Raw genomic sequence first — 18,468 nt, 5'->3', positions numbered from 1 at the left:
TTATTTTAGAGATATTAAGTCATTTAGAAAAGTTACGGGATTGATATACTCGTTATTCTGCTTTACTGAAAAGTGCAGATGGGGTGCAGTGGAGAGTCCTGTGTTACCGCTTTTGCCAATGATAAAACCTGCTTTTACAGTTTCTCCTTGTCGGTAATAGACTTCAGAAAGGTGGCAGTAAGTCGTTTCAAAGTTCTGATGTTTGACTTTGATATACACTCCTCCACCTTTGCTGTCCCAACCTACTCCGATAATCACTCCGTCTAACACAGCGTATATGTGCTGATAGTTAGCACGAAGGTCTATCCCGTTGTGCATACGTTCTTGCTTTAGAATGGGGTGAAAACGTTCTCCAAAGGGCGAGGTAACGTGTAGTTCTCCTTTTAAAGGTAATGCCAACCGTACGGGCTGTTTGTCAGGGATAGGTTGTTGTTTGGTGTGTACCTCTGTCACTGCCTTTTTAGCAAGTGATAAGATAATAGAGTCTTGCACCTGCTTTAGAATATTGGTCGCTGGAGGTTGTGATTGGCGAATGATTGTCTTTAGCGAGTCTACCTCCTTGCGAAGAGCTGCCTTCTCACTACGGAACAATCGTTTCCACACGCCACTGCCTTTTTTTTCTGCAGTAGCATTGCTACTACTTACCTCACTATGCTCTATCACTCTGAATTTCTGATACTCTTTTTCAGGTGCAACTCTTGGTGTGAGTGTATTGAACTGTGCATAAGTGCTACTTATTGCAGAAAAGAAAAGGTATAGGGCTATTATTTTGATATGTTTTTTATTGAGTTGCATTGGCAATATGTTTTAAGCTACGGCTTCTTTGATTTCTCCAATCATTATTTCAACTTCTTTGTTGATACGGCGGAAGTTAGTCATAAGGATTTCGTTTTTGCGGTCGATGCCTGCACTGTCTTTGAATGAATAGTAAGCAGGCATTTTCACGTAATTGGCTTCCTCGTGTTTAATGGCTTTCATATCAAGGTTGATTTTACCTGAAATAGCCGATGTTTTAAATTCTTCGGTTGCATTATCGTTTCCTTGTACGACCATACCCACCATTTCACCTGTGCGTTGTCCTGCAATCTTGCCTGCTGGGATCATCACGTCCATTTTTTCGCTGATGGTCATATTGGTACCTTGGTTAGAGATAGACTCTGAATAGCTCTTCTGCTTGATTTTGCCAAAGAGTTTTTCAAGCCAATCAAGGGTACCCTTGTCGCGTACGGCTCCTGATAGGATGTTACCCATAATCGCTGAAATGGTTTCTGCTACTTCTTTTTTGTAGAATTGGCGCAATTGTGGTTGCTCTTGCAAACCGAGCATTACAGCAACTTGATTACTACGTGCAGTTGCCACGAGGTTGTCTATCTTGTGAATGTAGATAGTAGGGAACTCATCGGCAATGAGCCCGCTGTAGAGGTTACCTTTGTCGTTTATCTGACTTATTACCCTGTTGAGTACAGCTGAATAAAGGGCTGAGTTGATATCCTGCGTGCGAGGGTTGGAGGCGAGAATGAGGATAGAGGGATTTTCAGGGTCTGATATTTTGAGTTGCACTTCGTCGCCACTGAACACCCAAAAACTCTCTTTGGTTGCCAAGCGTGATAAGAAAATCTTTATAGTGCCTATCTGTCCTTCGAGCTGGTCAAAGGCTTTGTTCTCATACGCTGATTTGAAAGGCGACATAAGCGATACTAACTCTTCATTGGTAAAGAGGGTGTCGAATATTTCTTGGTAACTGCGATTCATAAACGCGAGTATGTGAGGCAAATCGGAGTACTTACCATTCTCATAAGTAGCAAAGTAATAAATAGTAGAGGCAAGGAAATTCACCGCTGATTGCGTAAAGAACTGCTCAGAGCCTCCACCGCCTGAACCACCTCCTTTTTGCAAGGCACTCACCATAGATTCAGCCATTTCTTGTGCTTGTGCCAAGGTGTTGATATACTCTTTTTTAAAAGGGTTCACTCTTCGGGAGTATTCCACCTCATCGAGGTTTACCACGTGAAATTGATGCTTGTAATTAGGGTCGGTTTTCTTTTTTAGCAAGTGGTGATAATAGGCGATTTCACCTAAGCTGGGAAACTTAAAGTCATAGATACAGAGGCAAAAACCTTTGCTCACTAACTGACGAATAGCGGGGTTAATCACCCCAAAAGATTTACCTGAGCCAGGGACACCAATCACCATAGAACCACGAAAGGGATCTATATTTATCCAGCCTTGGTGCGTTTGTTTTTTGTAACGGAACTTGTAAGGGATGTTTACTGAGGTAGGAGTTTCCACAAGTTCCCTATTTTGGTCGAAACTCTCCTCTTCGGTATTCCAGCGGTCTTTATCCATTTTAGTTTGCATTAGTTTAGAAATACTATCAGCACCCTTTTGGGTGATCATCGCTCCTGCATACGAGAGCAAAAGGTAACCTAATTGATAGCCGTTAAGATAAGGCACTATATAAGGTAAATTGGGATTGCCTGCGCCCCATACAAGAGCTAATGATCCAATAATCATTATCAGCCCTACAGAGATAGGCAAAAAGATTTCTTTGGTTGCATCCAAGTCTCGTTTCTTCTTAGCACGTGTACCAACAGCTACCAAGGCGATTAATACGAGGGTACTCAGTTTGGCATTGATAGGAGGAAAGAACACTCCCATTTTAGCAAAGCTTTGTAAGATATTGGATAGTACAGGTATTTCTGCATTCTGAAAAAAAAGAATTAGGCAGTCTAAGGTAACGACTCCATAGACCATTTTTTGGAAGAAGTCGTATATCTTAATTTGGTTTTGTTGTTCTTGCATACTCATAGGTTTCAGAGTTTATGGTTTAGAATGTATCAGCTTGTAGTACATCGGAGTAATTGACTTTCATATCAATTACACGCCCTGAGATTTGCTCCTCGATAAGGCGTATTTTCAGTATTTTGCTATTGGGGAAGGTAAACTTCTCAAACACAAAAATATTGCGGTAGTTCTTGCGTATCTTAGTCTGATTATTCAGCGCATACAAAGGCGTTAGCAGAATACTTTGATTGTTGGTCGCTTTGTAAATCTTCTTGTCCTCGATACTGAATTTCATAGTATCGATATTGCAAGGCAAATTAGTTAGGTTTTCAATACTGATGTCTAAAAAAATGTAATCATCTAATACATAAACATTGTTCAATAGCATTCTGAGCTTCAGATTCTTTTTCTTGCGAATGGGCTTTTTGATTTTCTTTGCTCGAATGTCCATCGCAAAGCGTTTAAGCTCATAGTTAGAGTATTTAAACTTAGGAAACTCCAATGGTTGCATATCTTCGGCTTTGATATGAATGTTAGAGGCTAACCAATTGTGCTCTTGCTCTTGGTAGATAGCACGGTACTGCGCTAAAAAGGACTGTCCTACTACCGTGATAATACCGATGTCCATTCCTGAACGGAGCTGCTTTTTTTGAGTTGCATTCTCCATTAGTTCATCTCCGTTCTGCTCTACTTTGATGCGGGCGATATTCTCAGAAGGTAAATCACCTATGAGGAGATTTGTAGAGAGGTCTACAAACTGTATCGGTTCGGGGGCGATGATGTGGATATTCACTTCTTTGCCCATAAAGATAATGGGGAGGTCATCTACGTTGATTTGATTGACAAGGCTTTGAGCTTGTACTTGTCCTCCCCAAACAATGGCAAATAACGCTATAGAGAGTTTTGTAATGATGTTATTCTTCATTTTTGTTTAAATCTTGTTCGTTAATTAAATAGATGTAAGAGTTGTACTTGAGTTTTACTTTATTTTTGCGAATGATAGCCGCTACTGCTTCGGAGGTAGAGCGGAATAGATTGGAGGCAAGGCTAGTAAAGAATCCTTGGCCTGTTTCTACATTCACCCCTTGTACGGAGCTCGCTCCTAACTCGCGAATCATTTCCCTAAAAGCACTTGCAGGCACGTATAAACCTTTGAGTCCGTCCATATCGTAAATGGAAAGATTGATAGGGTAAATCTCATTGTTTGTCATTACTGATACTATACTCAGGTAAACGCGCTGTTGAGAAAACCCTGCAATCTCAGCGTATAGAAAACTGCCTTTTCTCACTAACCTCTTCTGTTTTTTACCGATGAAAATATCCTCCAATAGGCGTATGCGAATACGACTACCTAAATAGCCTTTGATATTCTCATCAATTACTGCTTTGATATTGTTACCCTCTTTCTCTTTAGAGATGTGATTAAAATTACCTAAGTTATTCGCTTTGGTTACCTCTAATGTACGATTGAGAAAGGCCTCGCGTTTCTCTTTATTGGCTTTCAAACGCTCTGAGGCTGCTCTTTGTCGCACTGCTTCGGGGTCTTTGGATTTCTCAAGGGAATCTAAGAACAACATTTGTTCACGTAAGCCTTTTACTGGGTCGTACTCTTTCTCCTCTTTTTCTTGTTTTGCACTCACTGTAGGCTGTTGTGACTCGTTGAGCATACGAATCATTTCCTTGGAACGCTCGTAATCTTTATCGTCTTGTGATTGTTGTGATTGCGATGAGGATTGTCCCGATGATGATTGAGAAAAATTACTGTTAGGGTGGTAATAGGTGTTATCACCTATTTTGGTTACCTTGGTGTTTGCGTTGCGTTTACGTTCGTACTCCAAGGAATCTAAGTAACGCTTTTGCGCATCATTTAGATTGTCGGAATAGTTATAAAGACTGTCGCTTTCCTTCTCAAAATCTTGAATCATAGAACGGCTGTCATTCGTATTCTCAAACATCTTGTCGTACGCATCATTTTTGTTCATTATGGGCGTTTCTACTTTTCCTAAAGAGGTACTCAGGTCTTTCTGTGCTTGCTCCTTTTTATCGTCTTTGCTAAATAAGTCTATCACTTGATATCCTATAAAGCAGACAAAAGGCAAAGCAATCAGAGGAAAGATGTACTTGGGTTGCTTAAAGTTAATTTTTCTCATTGCTGACTTTGGTTTTGTAAGGTTTGATACTGCTCGTATAAAAACTCAATTCTAAGGCTATCAGAAGGAGTGAGTGACCCTAAATCACGTTTGGCTTTATAGCCCTTTAGTTCCTCAGAGATATTTTTCATTTGCTCCTGTCTGTTCTCATTTTGCTTGATGATTTTACTGCTCTGCTCGTAAAGCATTGGTATTATAACGTTTTTATCAGCTTTCTGAGACAAGCGTATATCCCAAATGGTACTTCCTATAAACGATAGTACTAAGAAGGTCATTGCATAGGTGTAAAACTTTTTAGGATTGGCATACAGCCATTTGCCTACTGAGGTTTCTTTAAACCTATCTTTGATTTTTTTAGGTTGTTGCTCTTCTTGGGACTCTATTTGAGTCTCTACAGAATTGATTTGTTGTACTTCCTTTTCCATTCTAATAACTGTATTTTTGTTTAACAGATAGCTCGGTATTGTCTAAGATATTCCAGTTTTCTAATAGTACTCCGTGCGCATTGTTAGGTGTTCTCGGTATATCTCTAAAAGTACCTTGTGTAATGAGCTTTCGTATGATAAGGCTTGTTTTCCTATTAATCATCTGAGTGCCGTAATACATAAACTTCTTGTTATTCAAATCAATATTGATAGAATCAGTTTGTATGGACACGGTTGCATTAGAGGAGATGATTTGGTTATACCAGCCTTTTTCAGTAAGGTTACTGCGCTCTTTCTTCGCTGAGTCGTCCATAAGGTAGAGTGATTTATCAATATTTTTATTGATGTACTCATCATCAGGAGCTAAGGTAAAGAACAAGCGGTGAAAAAGTTCCACTTGTGCCTTGTACTCTACAGGGCGATTTAATAACTCATCAGTTTGCTTGACCAATACGGGAACTCCATTGTCTAAGATATAGATAGACTTACGAGAGTCCTGTACAATTCTGTAGGAATAGCTAAAACCTACTATCACGATAACGATGGCAAATATTACGGTGGCTATTGCCATTGTTTTATTGATTTTGATACGTTTTTCTATGTTTTTTACTATCATTGTGAGTTGAATTTGTTATTTAGGTACATCGGGCATCCTATTGATATTTTTGCTAACAGTGTCGAAAGTAGTATTGGCTACAGAGTTTTTTACACTATTAGCCATTGAGCGACCAGCGTTTATAGTACCTCCTACAGCTTTACCACCTGCTTTTCCAGCACCTGCTAATTTACTTATACCTCCTTTAGCTTTAGTCATTATTCCTGCGCCTCCTGCTGAAACAACAGCATCGGCAATAACAGGGGTCATCAATGTAGCTATGCCTGTTATCACATAACCCACACAAGGAAAAATCACAGAGTTCATCATTCCGCTATGAGTGGTATAAGCCATTAAAAGTCCTTGGTTAATTACATTACCATCGTTATCTACTATAGCTGAAAGGCGTGTAATATCCATAGTGTAACCTGCCATTATAATTTGTTGCCCTATATTGATAATCGTATAAGCAATAAAGGTGTAAAGGTTGATGTTAATGAACTTAGAAATCCAGTTAGTCAAAGAACTTTCAAACCCTGGTATGAGCGACATACCGACAGCTATAGGGCCTAGAACTATCAGTATATACGACCATACCTTCTGTATAAAGAAGATGAGATAGACCCCCACCCTTAAAATCATTAAGCATACTAACTCAAGGGCTTCACCTATAACTTTTTGCATTTTATAGTTAAGTCTTTCAAGGGCATCTTCAATAGGAGCGGTGAGTTTGTCCCACTGGTCACCAAAGGCTTCTCCTACATCACCATTGCCTACTTTTGTCCAAAAGTCTTGCTTTTTAGCCATAAGAGCTGCTCTTTCTTTGATAGTAGCATCAAGCACTTGCATTTGTTTGGTATAGCGAGTTGTCCGAAGATCATTGGTTGTCTTCTCAATCTCTTGGAAAACACCCTTAGGCATTTCAGCGAGCTTTAAAAATGGGTATTGTATCATTTGAGTAAAGGGCACCCAGTAGATGAGTATGAGTCCGATAATAACAGGTTTAATCATTGGCTCTACATCCCACTCAGCACTTCCGCTTTGCATTCTAAAACCTATGATTGAAAAATAAATGAGCATACCCAAAGCTCCAATAGCTTTTCCCAGTAGAGAGGCTTGATAGGCATAACTTTCAATGAAAGTGTCTAAGTGAGTAAAGGCTTCCATAAACCACTCCTCAAAGTCGCCACTACCTTTCATAAATTTTACGGTCTTAGCTCCTTGAGCTGCATTAGGTGGTGGCGGGCCTATGACCGTTGAGCCTCCTGCTCCTGAATAAGGAGGTCTTGGCTGTGCCAAAGAGGCTGGAGTAGCCAATATAAAAAGCAAACTTGCTATAATGATTGTTATTTTCTTTAAGTTCATATACTTAGAATTTATGTTTGTATTCTCGCATTATACCTTCCATTATTTGTATATCGTCCATTAGTGGAGATATACCATCGGTAGCCTTATAGGATTCATTTAGCAGTCGTTCTGTTTCTAAAAACCATAAGTTGATATTACCTGTGTTTTGTAACATTCGCTTAAATTCTCGCCAACCTATCAGAGCCTTGTGATACATCAAAAATCGCTTGCCTCGTGGCATATCCAAGGTGGTTGCCTTTTGGTATATCCCTTTGATAATATCTAACTTTTCTTGCAAAGGTTGTAACTGTCCTGTGCGTTTAGCGTTTTCAAAAGATTTCTCATCTTTAAAACCCCACTGAGAAAAGGTCTGTGGATTGTCAGGAAAGTTTTTTAAAGGAGTGAGCATTCGTTTGTAATACAACAAAAACAGCGGGTCGGCATTAACGGTTAAGGAAGTCCAGTGTGCCATATCGCTGAGACTGCGTTTATAGATACTATCCACGTGTTTTTTGATAGTCTCTGCTTCTTTTTGCATTATCATAGCTTTAGCTTGTCGTTGGGTTTCTAATCCTGTAGCACTAAGCGGACGAATATCAGGACCATCCATATATCGGTGGTTATACCTGCGCCCATTATAAGAGAGCCACCCCCATACCATTGAGTGGTTCTTGCTCAATTGAGGGCCGACCTTTATCCCGAAAATAGTCTTGTACTGCGCTTCGGGTTTAAAATCGCCCCACTGCTGAAATACTTGTCGTTTTTCTTGTGCATTGAGGGCTTCATCTTTCACCTTGGTAACCTTGTACTGAGCAAAGACTGCAGATGTAGCTAATAGGCACAGATAAAAAATAGTTTGTTTCATAGTATTAAAAATGTTTATATCGCCTGTACTTTTGCATAATCTCCTCAGCCAGCTGCTTGTCGTGCTCTACAAAATTGTTGAATACAGGGATAGAGTAAATGTAAGCGCGACTTTTGTTAAACTCTATGATATTGATAACGTTTAAAATAGAAACATTGAGTAAACGAACTTTCATATAAATGCGGTCAATAAGCGCATCTCTATCGGCTGAGTCCATCAGTAGTTTTCTATTCTCTTTTTTCGTGAGGGTATATAAATCATTACTCAATGATGTTGCTTTATTAATAACCTCGTCCGTTTGCTTCTTTACCCAAAAAGCATACTGAGGGTTTTCCATAGCAATTCGGTTCATTTTTTGTACGTTTTCAAATACGTTCCCAAGGTAAATACCTATATACTTGAGTTGCTTACTCTGTTTGAACAATGAATTAATGTTGTACAGATTTTGGTAAATTTTCTCGTGAATAGCCAGCACTTGTACTATCTTTTTGTTAGACTCTTCATAGAACTCTTTTTGCTTTTTAAAGATACTATTAAAGTTTGCTAAACTCGCTTCCCTTGTTACGTGATTAGCACTGATATGTGCCAATAAAGAACTGTTGATGACCGTCTCATAATAACTACTCTGTGCTTGCAGGGTAGTTATTGCAGAAAAGAAAAAGAGTACAATTAGTTGTGTGAGTTGTTTCATAGTCCAAGGCTTTTTACATTTTTTAAAATATCTTGCGCCAATTCCTTATCTCGGTCTATATAGTACTGAAATAAGCTCCTTCTGCGTTGTATAGCATAGCTTGTCTCACGAATAACTGTAAGAGTAGCGTAAGAATCGTTGTAGAGTCTATCAACTTCACTCAAGGCATAATCCAATAATATTTGTCGTTCAGCGCGTTCCATTTGGTTGATAGCCCCATAAGAAAGTACAATACCTGCTAAAAATCGCGTTACCATTTGCAAATCGTCTACAAAATTGATTTGTTTAGGCAATACAATAGGAAAAGCTTCTCTAAAGACATCAGGAGCGTTGCGCATTTCTCTGTAAATCTTCTGTTGCACCTGCTTTATTTCTTTAGCACGCTCGCTAATTACATAGCCCGTTGGGATTGCTTGCAGGGTAAAATCTACTATCCGCAAGCGGTCTTGTATCTTGCGCCCTGTTTCCTTATACTTCTCCCATTGGCTTTTATTGACTGCTTCGGTAGTTGTGTTGAGCGTTTGTTTGTTGTTGAGCGTTTTTTGTCGCTTGTTTTCATCAACTGAACGTTCTACCTCGTTGTTAATCATCACGGGGGATAATGATTCTTTTTCTAAGGGAACTTTAGGAGCTCCCCCTCTTCCTCCTGAGGAACTAAGCCAAAAACCCAGTGTACATACTCCGATGAGATAAATAACCTTTTTCATTAGAAATTGTGTTTAAATTTTCGCATTATGTTTTCTACTATATCCTTATCGGTATTGATGTATTGGTCAAAGGGATTGATAGCTCTCCAAAACCCAATACGCTGAGCATTTTCTAACCCGATTTGAATAGTCAAAAGCCAAATCTTGAAAGAGCGTATTTTGCTCTCAATAGAGTCTAACAGCTTGTAACGGTCGCCAGCGGTCATTAGGTTCTTACCCTTACTATCAATTACGCTGTTAATCTCTGAGGTTAGCTTGAGTATTTCTTGATAGGCTTTTTCACTTGCTTTTGCGCCAAAAACAGCGTACTGAGGGTGTTTCTTAGCAAGGGTGAGTACATTAGAAGAATACTCTTGGCATTGCTTGAGCTGCTCCCATATACTCTTGAGTTGCATTCCGTTGGTAAGGGTGGTAGAGACTTCTGTAAGTCCTTTATACACCTTTTCTTGCACCTGATTGACTAATGCCATTTGACTACTGATAAAGGTTTGTGCCTTTTGCAGTTTGGTTTGTTCATCAGCTATTTTGTTCTGTCCGTTTTTAAGCGATATAGCATAGCCCGCCATTGAGCCTGTTACTGCAGGGTCAAAGTAAATAGTTTGTGCCTCACCTATTGCAGGCAACAACATTGATGTAAGTAATAATTTAAACAGCTTGTTTTTCATAGTGTTGTGCGTTTATAAGTTCAGATAAAGGTATTTCTTGGTCTTTTACATATTGGTCGAATTTCTTTAAGGTATCTTTAGAGTGTTCCTTTTTAAACTCCTTAAAGAAAGCAACTACTTTCTCGTCTAAAGGTTTTTTGTAAAGATTTACCAAGGCAAATATGGCATCGGTCTTCTCTTTGTACTTCTTTACATCGGCAACAAAAGCATCTAAAGCTTTATCGTAATTGCCTAACGCCTTTACATAGTACAGTATAGCTGACTTCTCAGGCTTTTCAGTGGTATAGGTAAGGTATTGTTCCATAGATACCTCGTTGCCGTATACCTCTCCTTTTGAGCCTCGCTTTAGATAAAATTCCTTGAAGCGCCCTCTGCCTGTTTTGTTGTTCAAGTTATTAATCGTAAAGATTTTGTTTTGTTCTACTTTGTTGAGCGACAGTAGTGCTGCTATACGGTCGAAATTGTCCTTAAACTTGGTTTGGTCAAGTAGTATGAACGTATCGGAGTTATTGATAATTGAGTCCTTCACTACTGTATTACCGATAATATCGTCTAACTCTTGGGTAACTACTACCGCTTCTCCCCAAAACTTGCGCACCGTTTTGTACAGATAGAGGATATACCCTCCCATCAGTTTAGAGGCAATCGCTTTCCACGCTTCCTCGATAATGAGGGCTTTGCGCCTATCACTGCGCAAACGCATTTTTTGAATGAACGTGTCCATAATGATAAGCGTTACTATCGGGAACAGTTTAGGATTATCCTTCACGTTGTCTATCTCAAATACAATAAACGGCTCGTAAAACAAGGAACTATCGGCATTCTCGTTAAGAGTGGTACCATAGCGACCTCCTCGATAAAAGTCCTTGAGCACAAAGAGAAAAGTACGCAGGTTGAACTCCTGCTCGGTAATACGGTGGTGCTTGTTGTTCATATACACAGGTAGGAACTTCTCACAAAAATCATAGAACGTATTAAACGACAATTCTTGTACTTTAAATTCTTCTGCTACCTTTTTAACGCGTTTTACAATCGCTTGTCGCTGTTTATCACCTTTTGAATCTTCATCATCTAACACTATTACTTCTCGTTTTACAGAGATAAGTGCCGCACTTTCGTTATAGGCTTTGCGCCTATTTTCATCAGAAAGAGTATCATAAGCTTCATATATCTTGTAAAACATATCATCCATATTAGTGTCTAACTTTTCTTTGCGCTTATCGGGGTGATACTCTTTTAACAGTTTGCGCCCTCTGTCCTTAATTTCTTCAGTAGTGGCATCAAAAGGCAGTCCCAGTATATCATAATATGTCTCTTCCTCGTTACTATCCAAATCTTCTTCATACACATTGAACTTATTAAGGTAGAGTAACAGCTCCTCATTTGTTTTGGCTTTATACCATTGGGTATCACCCTCAAAGTGTTGGTGATAATAGGCAAGGAGGGCATTGTCTATAATGGATTTCTGAGCGGGGGACATTGTTGCATCAGCTCCTTGCCATATTAAGAAAATGAGATTGGTAAGAAATTCAGTTTTTTCAATGTTAAACTCTTCTTTACCTACTGCAAACGGGTTCATCGTAATAGGCTTTTCCTCTGTGTACTGCACATAGCGACCTCCTTTGTAGGAACAAGTCCCTGAATAAGAGTCACCCGTGTCTACAATTACCACATCGTAATTATAAGTGAGGTACTGCTCTACAATATTGTTCATCAAAAACGATTTACCACTTCCCGAAGGACCTAAAACAAACTTGTTACGGTTGTTGATACGCCCCGTTTGATAAGGCAAATCAGAGGTGTCTACCTTTAGAGGAACGCCTTGTCTATCTGCAAAACGCAAGTAAAAATTAGATTTTTCACTTATCGGGTAACTCTCTTTAAAAAAAAAACACAAGCCCGCCTCGCTCGTTGTGGTAAACAAATCATAGTCCTGCAGTTCTACCGCATTACCTATAATAGCCGACCTAAATAGCTCCATTTGGTTGTAAGCGTTCTTAGAGATGATAATTCCCTTGGTAAAAAGTTTGCTTTCAATAGTGGACTGTGTTTTTTCCATTTTCTCCAAGGTGTCACAAGCAAATACCAACGAAAAGTGAGCGTCTACTATGAGCTGCCCATTGACGGCTATATCGTGCAAAAGGTCTTGTATTTCCTGTGCTACTATGGCATTAGAAGGAGCATTCTTAGCTACTCCATCGTGCTTTTTCATTTTCTTTTCCAACTCTCGCTGGCGTGCTACTTGGGGTGGGATAGCAATTACCTGATTGTAGACAATTGTTTGATATTCTTCTAACTCGTTGAGAAAAGAAAAATTATCTACTGCCAAATCAGCAACTGTACTGCTACCTCCTAAGCGTGAATAGGTTTCTATTTCATTAGGCAGCTCAATGTTTTCTACATCTACAAAAGAGACAGTTTTGACAAATGAGCTGCCTATACGCAAATACTCATTGGTAGATTTGATATTGTCAAACACGGGCACATCGGCAAACTGCATTGTAAGAGTACCTCCAATGTAATACTCAAAGTCTTTCTCAAAAAGCCAATCGAGGTTACACTCGCTTTGCTCTAACAGCATAAACACCTTTTCACACTTGTCTCGCAGTTCCTTATAGGTTTTTTCTGAAAACTTGTACTTACTTTTCTTCTTGTCTAACAAATCAGTGAAAAGCAGTAGTGTGTCTATGGTTTTGTAGATACGGCCGTTAAAGTGGTCGGAGTATTTCTGTTGCAGATAGGTGTTTTCCTTTTCAGATACATACCGCTTTTTAGCAAAAATATCTACTTTCTGCACTATATGTCCTTCCCCGATAATAGCTATCACTTGGTTGAGAATGGTGTGAAACTGCTCGTAACGTTCAGGGTCTGCTGAGTATTGTTCTACTATATTTTTAATGCGAATACCTATCACAGGATTGCCGTACTGACCAATAAGCGCATCGTACTTCCAGCCGTGCTCACTGCCATAGTCGTACCCTATAAAAGGAAATTCAAAAGCCTTTGTCTTCATTTTGATATTCTTTTCTTGTTAAAAAGGAATGTTATCATCGGATTGTGCAGGCGCATTACCAAAAAAGTTAAAAAACTCACCCTGTTGTGCTTGTGGTGCTTGTTGTTGCATTGGAGGCGGTGTTGCCTGAGTTTGCGTTTGTGCAGGTACAAATTGCCCTTGACTTGAATTATAGGGTACTTGTTGCATTTGCACTAAGTCTATTTTCCAACCTTCTACTGTATTGAAATACTTCACTTCTCCTTGTGGAGAAATCCATTCACGCCCTTTAAGGTTGAAATGTACTTTTACCAATTGACCTTTTTGCAAATTGTCTAATAGCGCACAACGCCCTTGCGTGAACTGAATGCTAATATCATTAGGATACTGTTCTTCAGTGGTGATAACTAAATCTCTTTTCTGAAAGCCATTGTTACCAATAACCTCTAAAGGAAAAATCTCCTTAACTCGTCCTTGTATTTCCATAGTTATAACGATTTAATCTGTTGTTGTTTATGTGATGATTTCCTAAATCTTTTAGGAAAGATGTGTATCTCATCATTGTTTTTAATTTTGTTATACAGACCTTTTGTCTTTTGATTATGAAAGGTATACCATACGCCTCCTACACCTATTCCTACTCCTATAAGAGCACCAAACCAACCAATAAAAGAAGGCAAGGAAGCTAAACAGATAAGTCCTCCTAAGGCTGAACCTAAGGCGTAATAGATGTACTTATCTTTAAGTCCGAAAAAGACAAGGGGTTTTTTAAGCCCCTTGTACAGGTAGAATCCCATAGGCTAAGCAATTTTTAGTTTTTAGTTCAAACCAAAGAAAGCTCCTACGAAGATAGGCACTAAGATGAGGAACAAACAGGCACCTCCCCAACCGAGGATTTCCTTGTTGATGTCTTGGTCGCCATTCGTCCACTTGTTGTAGATACGTAAACCTCCAATAAGACCTACAATACCTCCAATCATCATAATGAGCGTTTTTAAAGGCCCCCAATAACTTTTGATACTATTAGCTGCATCGGTAATAGCACCCGCACCTTGTGCAAACATAGGAGTCGTGACACACACTCCTAAAAGTAACAAGAGTAGTAGTCGCTTTCTTGTTACAGATTTCTGATTGTTTAACATATTGAAAAAAATTAATATTAGAGTTCAGTTAGGTTGAACTGAGGCTTTGTATACCTTAATGCCATTTTCGCCCTCTCCACTAACCACTACTTGTACACTGGTCTCTGCCATATTCATAATGTCTTTAAAACGTGCTCTATTGTCTTTTAAAAGCTCTTGCTTTTGCTCATTAGTGAGTTCTGTGCTTTCTCCACCAGTGTTATCTGAACTTGTTTCAGGTTTATCGGTATTGTCAGTGTTAAGTTGTTCTTCCTCTTGATGTTTTCTCATCATCGCGTTTAAGACTTCATCAGGAACTGTTGCAGTCTCATCAGGAGTAGAAGGGAATAAATCATTCTCATCTATTTCTGTACTACTGCTGGTAGTCATTTCTTCCACATCGTTAAAGTCTACATTGGTAACTTTAATTTGCTCTATACCCGATAAAGAAAACTCTTGTTTGTCTTCCTCCTCTACTGTTAGTTTTTCTTTTTTGAAATACAAATCATATAGAATATTTCCTGCGTAATAAAGGAGGTAGACAATAATTACTATTTGAAAAAATGTTGTCATCAGTGTTTTTTATTAATGGGTTAAGTAACTACTTTTATAGGCTATCAGTTGTGCTATCATTCCCCTAAACTCTCGTTTGCTAAGGGCATAACGCAAACCTATGTCAATAATTTCATTGAGGTCTACTTCAAAAGTGCCGAACTTCACTAACTCAATGTGCAAATCATTACTCATACTAATGGTTCTATCACGCCTGCTTCCCTCATTTTCTATCCAATCTCTGAGGAAGTCCTCTGTGTTTATTTCGTTGTATTTCCGCTCCAATTGTATGTTAAAGGGTAATTTAGATGGTTTCATTGATGTACTGGATTAGTTCTTCAAACGTTTGTTTAACAGCATTCTTTTGTTCGTAAGAAAGGCGACGAGTATTGATACTCTGCAAGTCGTTGCGCTTGTAAATAGGTGTAGATAGTAGTTTCCCATACTTGCTAATTTCCTCGTCCATTGCCTGTTGATTGCGATAAAAATACCCCTTATCATACTTGGAACGCACGAACACACGACTGGCTTGGCTTTCTATCATACCCAATAGGTTGATGAATACCATTGTAGATTTTACTGACACATCGGAGTACTCAAAAGGAATGATGATAAAGTCGCTGTATATGAGCAAATCAATATAACGCTCGTCCAATGTTCCTGCTAAGTCAAAGAGGTATACTGTCTCTTCTTCTTTTTTCATATCCATTAAGGTCTGAAAATCTAAAAGACTTTCTTGGTTCTCATCACCTATCACCTCTACATCATAGAGCGCAGGGATAGAAAGCAATTTATCCTCTTCCCATTTTTGATGGAAAGATTTTTGAAAGTCGAAGTCAAAAGCTTTTACTTTTTTATTCTTTACTAAGGTGAGGTAGTTTGCAAAAGCAACTGCTAAGGTAGTCTTGCCTACTCCTCCTTTTTGGGTAGCAAATGTTATGACCATTTTATTTTCGTTTTTTGCGTTTTTTCTTTAGTTCATCGTCTGTAGTATCACGTGGAGCATAAGTGCTTTTTCCTAAAGCTTTAAAGATGTCTGTTACATCGTTTAAAGCCTCTGAGATTTTACCGCTTGGGCTGTGTTTGAGGTCAGTTTGGCTTCTAATCTCAGAGGTGTTGTGTATGGATTTCCCTATTAAAAATGCTTGGTACTCCTCTTTTCCTAAAAGGAATGACAACTTATGTATTTGGTGATAACGCTCATGTATAGTGTAAAACTCACCCTTGTCGTCTTGCTCCAAAATGACAAAATCATCGTCCTGTGCATTGTGAATGTGCTGTTTTACATCTTCTTTGAGCTGCTGAAAGTCAGGGTTGCTATCTTTACCCTTAAAACGTTTGTTCTCAAAGAGCATAAAATCTTTAAGTTCTACTCCTTCCTTACTCAAGTACTGCATAAGGATTTGCTTTTCCTTATCACTTCTCAGGTTATAGTCCTTTAGGCGTTCAAACTCTTTTTTATCAATACTATCTTCAGTAAATTCAAAAATGTCTTTCATCTTAGCTATCTCACTGCCTTTGTACACCTGTTGGTTTTTATTGTCAATGAGTGTGTAGCCAAAGGGCTGTTTATCATCTTTAAAGTGAAAAACAATATCTATCCCAAAGATTTGGCGCAACTTTTCTTGTAACTCGCTGGCGTATTCTATCTGAGGTGGGATAGGCTCTTGTGGAAGTATGTTTTTCTCGTACAGTCCCTGCTGGGCTCTATCATCTATCACCTTAAAGACTTTATTGCTGCACAACTCCTTGTACTTATCTATAAAGGCTTTGATTTGCTTGATACGCTTGTCACCTTTCTGCTTTTCTTGGTAATTGAGTTTATCAATAGAGAGTGTCTTCTGAACAACTCCATTATGCAATATATCCACCTGATTAGGATTCTCCTCGTTTTGCACTGCTTTAAAACCATTGCGTGTAAGGAGCATTTCTAACTGCTGAAGGTTGCTAAATCTATACTGCAAGAGCTTGTCTATAGCTTCTTGGTGATTTGTTCCCAGTACTTTTTCCATTGCCTTTGCTAAGGCCTGTTGCGATTTGAGTCGCTCAAAGCTGTCGTTTATCTTCTTGCCTGTGCTTTTATCTACACGAGTGGAGACGATATGTACGTGGTTATTTTCAGTGTCTTTGTGAAAGACTACAAGGTAAGGTTGCTCCCCATAGCCCATCTCTTGCATAAAATTATCGGCTATCTCAGTGAGCTGCTCTTTGCTGTGCTCTTGGTACTTGGTGGAAATTACCGCGTGGAACTGTGGCTTTTGGGTGCGCTCTCCTTGTGAGATAGCTTTAAAGTAATCTCTGACTTCCTCCTGCGAACTGTGCTCATTGATAAACGAAGGAAAGTTTTTCATCAGCATTAACTCGCCTTTCTCATTGTGCACCTTCTTGTCGTTGTATTTCACTCCGTGAAAGTCCTTACTAGCCGAACTAAGAATTTTTACTATCATTGGCAATAAGTTTATATATCTGCCTAAAGATTTGATTTTGTTCAGCCTTGAGTCTAACTATCTCGTCTAAACGCTGGGTAAAAGCAATAAGCTCTGCACTGTGTACTTCCTTCTTGGCATTGGCTACATAGGCAAACTGATTGATGTTGTTTTCAATCTTAGCAAAGATGTTATCTTGCTTTTCAATGAACTTTAAAACCGCGCGTCGTTCTTGTGCGTTCATATTACCTTCTACCGCTGATATTATCAAATCGGTAAGGGTAGTTTTTCTTTCTGCACTTAACCTTTTCCACCGCTCTTTCTGACTCTCGCTAATTCTGAGAATAAGGTATTTCGATTTGTTAAGTGGTGTCTTTTCCAACGCTTTTAGGTTTAAATTTGAGGCAAAGTAAGGAAGGATTTTTAAGGTGCGCAATAGGTGAAGAGGGGGTGTAGACTATAATAGACTATAAACAGCACAAATGGACATTACTTTTCAAAAAATAGACTATTTTATACATAAATAGACACAAATAGACGGTATTGGTGTTTATTAGACTCTATTGGTACGTATTAGAACGTAAAATATTGGATTTTTGAAGATTTTTTGATGTATGATTTCTATTTCCATTGCAGAAAGAAAAACAAGATCCGCAGTTTTTCTCCCCTTTTAGCTTCTTTGCAAAAATGCAGACGATAGACAAATTTTTCAAAGAAGCTAAAAGGCAAGATGAGTCTTTGTATACCGTTTTTTCAAAACTGTGTATATACAAAGACACATCTTGCCCCTAAAACCGCGACCGAATACAAAACCGCAAAATATAACTGATTAATAATGAATTACAGATTTAGAAGATTTTAGTTGCAGAAAAAGAAGAGAGGTGTGTATGCTATATATTTTTATTTACATATATACATTATATTAGGTATATTTGTTTATTTTTTTTTGAAGAAATAATATATTTGAATGTAAATCAATTATTTATAAAACATAAGTAGGTTTTATTTTATCCTACCTAAGTCGGTAGGTAGATGTTATTTTAATCTATTTTGTTGGAAAATAGGTCTTATTTTATCCTACCTTAGTCAGTAGGTAGGTATTATTTTAACCTACCTTGTTGGAAAGTAGGTCTTATTTTATCCTACCT

Annotated in this window: 20 protein-coding genes; all 20 read right to left on the bottom strand. The window is 38.6% G+C overall.

Translation table 11 applies throughout. The features are described from left to right. The 20 genes from HMPREF9072_RS07680 to HMPREF9072_RS07585 are packed head-to-tail and all read right to left on the bottom strand — an operon-like array spanning nucleotide 1 to nucleotide 17,702. On the bottom strand, nucleotides 1-795 hold the full coding sequence (locus HMPREF9072_RS07680; protein WP_009411154.1) for a M23 family metallopeptidase: 795 nt from the start codon (nucleotides 793-795) through the stop codon (nucleotides 1-3). 12 nt (nucleotides 796-807) lie between these two features. Beyond that, nucleotides 808-2,802, bottom strand: coding sequence for a type IV secretion system DNA-binding domain-containing protein (locus HMPREF9072_RS07675; protein ID WP_009411153.1), 1,995 nt, complete (start codon nucleotides 2,800-2,802; stop codon nucleotides 808-810). 25 nt (nucleotides 2,803-2,827) lie between these two features. After that, nucleotides 2,828-3,709 carry a conjugative transposon protein TraN gene (gene traN, locus HMPREF9072_RS07670; RefSeq protein WP_009411152.1) on the bottom strand — a complete coding sequence of 294 codons (882 nt, stop codon included), beginning with the start codon at nucleotides 3,707-3,709 and terminating at the stop codon, nucleotides 2,828-2,830. Then, nucleotides 3,699-4,934 (bottom strand): conjugative transposon protein TraM, encoded by a 1,236-nt coding sequence (gene traM, locus HMPREF9072_RS07665; RefSeq protein WP_009411151.1) that lies wholly within the window; start codon nucleotides 4,932-4,934, stop codon nucleotides 3,699-3,701. The genes traN and traM overlap by 11 nt, the downstream gene beginning before the upstream one ends. Beyond that, the gene (locus tag HMPREF9072_RS07660) at nucleotides 4,931-5,359 is read right to left on the bottom strand and encodes a hypothetical protein (RefSeq protein ID WP_009411150.1); all 429 of its coding nucleotides are present in this window, start codon (nucleotides 5,357-5,359) and stop codon (nucleotides 4,931-4,933) included. The genes traM and HMPREF9072_RS07660 overlap by 4 nt, the downstream gene beginning before the upstream one ends. Before the next feature lies 1 nt (nucleotide 5,360). Then, entirely contained in the window at nucleotides 5,361-5,975 is a 615-nt protein-coding gene (traK, locus tag HMPREF9072_RS07655; protein WP_009411149.1) for a conjugative transposon protein TraK, read from the bottom strand. Between the two features lie 15 nt (nucleotides 5,976-5,990). Then, nucleotides 5,991-7,319, bottom strand: coding sequence for a hypothetical protein (locus tag HMPREF9072_RS07650; protein WP_009411148.1), 1,329 nt, complete (start codon nucleotides 7,317-7,319; stop codon nucleotides 5,991-5,993). 4 nt (nucleotides 7,320-7,323) lie between these two features. Further along, nucleotides 7,324-8,166 carry a hypothetical protein gene (locus HMPREF9072_RS07645; RefSeq protein WP_009411147.1) on the bottom strand — a complete coding sequence of 281 codons (843 nt, stop codon included), beginning with the start codon at nucleotides 8,164-8,166 and terminating at the stop codon, nucleotides 7,324-7,326. 4 nt (nucleotides 8,167-8,170) lie between these two features. Continuing rightward, the gene (locus HMPREF9072_RS07640) at nucleotides 8,171-8,857 is read right to left on the bottom strand and encodes a hypothetical protein (protein WP_009411146.1); all 687 of its coding nucleotides are present in this window, start codon (nucleotides 8,855-8,857) and stop codon (nucleotides 8,171-8,173) included. Next, nucleotides 8,854-9,564, bottom strand: coding sequence for a hypothetical protein (locus HMPREF9072_RS07635; RefSeq protein WP_009411145.1), 711 nt, complete (start codon nucleotides 9,562-9,564; stop codon nucleotides 8,854-8,856). Before HMPREF9072_RS07635 ends, HMPREF9072_RS07640 begins: the two co-directional genes overlap by 4 nt. Continuing rightward, nucleotides 9,564-10,229 carry a hypothetical protein gene (locus HMPREF9072_RS07630; protein WP_009411144.1) on the bottom strand — a complete coding sequence of 222 codons (666 nt, stop codon included), beginning with the start codon at nucleotides 10,227-10,229 and terminating at the stop codon, nucleotides 9,564-9,566. Before HMPREF9072_RS07630 ends, HMPREF9072_RS07635 begins: the two co-directional genes overlap by 1 nt. Beyond that, nucleotides 10,210-13,242, bottom strand: a complete 3,033-nt coding sequence (locus HMPREF9072_RS07625) for a TraG family conjugative transposon ATPase (RefSeq protein ID WP_009411143.1) — start codon at nucleotides 13,240-13,242, stop codon at nucleotides 10,210-10,212. Before HMPREF9072_RS07625 ends, HMPREF9072_RS07630 begins: the two co-directional genes overlap by 20 nt. An 18-nt stretch (nucleotides 13,243-13,260) precedes the next feature. Next, nucleotides 13,261-13,707 (bottom strand): DUF3127 domain-containing protein, encoded by a 447-nt coding sequence (locus HMPREF9072_RS07620; RefSeq protein WP_009411142.1) that lies wholly within the window; start codon nucleotides 13,705-13,707, stop codon nucleotides 13,261-13,263. Between the two features lie 2 nt (nucleotides 13,708-13,709). After that, nucleotides 13,710-14,018 carry a DUF4133 domain-containing protein gene (locus tag HMPREF9072_RS07615; RefSeq protein ID WP_009411141.1) on the bottom strand — a complete coding sequence of 103 codons (309 nt, stop codon included), beginning with the start codon at nucleotides 14,016-14,018 and terminating at the stop codon, nucleotides 13,710-13,712. A gap of 21 nt (nucleotides 14,019-14,039) precedes the next feature. After that, the gene (locus HMPREF9072_RS07610) at nucleotides 14,040-14,363 is read right to left on the bottom strand and encodes a DUF4134 family protein (protein ID WP_009411140.1); all 324 of its coding nucleotides are present in this window, start codon (nucleotides 14,361-14,363) and stop codon (nucleotides 14,040-14,042) included. 24 nt (nucleotides 14,364-14,387) lie between these two features. Further along, on the bottom strand, nucleotides 14,388-14,915 hold the full coding sequence (locus HMPREF9072_RS07605; RefSeq protein WP_009411139.1) for a hypothetical protein: 528 nt from the start codon (nucleotides 14,913-14,915) through the stop codon (nucleotides 14,388-14,390). Nucleotides 14,916-14,927: 12 nt separating this feature from the next. Continuing rightward, nucleotides 14,928-15,212, bottom strand: a complete 285-nt coding sequence (locus tag HMPREF9072_RS07600; RefSeq protein ID WP_009411138.1) for a hypothetical protein — start codon at nucleotides 15,210-15,212, stop codon at nucleotides 14,928-14,930. Then, on the bottom strand, nucleotides 15,199-15,840 hold the full coding sequence (locus HMPREF9072_RS07595) for a ParA family protein (RefSeq protein ID WP_009411137.1): 642 nt from the start codon (nucleotides 15,838-15,840) through the stop codon (nucleotides 15,199-15,201). Before HMPREF9072_RS07595 ends, HMPREF9072_RS07600 begins: the two co-directional genes overlap by 14 nt. Before the next feature lies 1 nt (nucleotide 15,841). Continuing rightward, nucleotides 15,842-17,341 carry a relaxase/mobilization nuclease domain-containing protein gene (locus HMPREF9072_RS07590; RefSeq protein ID WP_009411136.1) on the bottom strand — a complete coding sequence of 500 codons (1,500 nt, stop codon included), beginning with the start codon at nucleotides 17,339-17,341 and terminating at the stop codon, nucleotides 15,842-15,844. Further along, complete coding sequence (locus tag HMPREF9072_RS07585; protein WP_034566309.1) at nucleotides 17,322-17,702, bottom strand: hypothetical protein; 381 nt, start codon at nucleotides 17,700-17,702, stop codon at nucleotides 17,322-17,324. Before HMPREF9072_RS07585 ends, HMPREF9072_RS07590 begins: the two co-directional genes overlap by 20 nt. Nucleotides 17,703-18,468: the final 766 nt, after the last annotated feature.

The organism is Capnocytophaga sp. oral taxon 324 str. F0483, assembly GCF_000318315.2.
In the GTDB taxonomy this organism is placed as follows: domain Bacteria; phylum Bacteroidota; class Bacteroidia; order Flavobacteriales; family Flavobacteriaceae; genus Capnocytophaga; species Capnocytophaga ochracea.
Note: the sequence above shows the minus strand (reverse complement) of the source record. Positions and strands in the feature narration are given on the sequence as shown.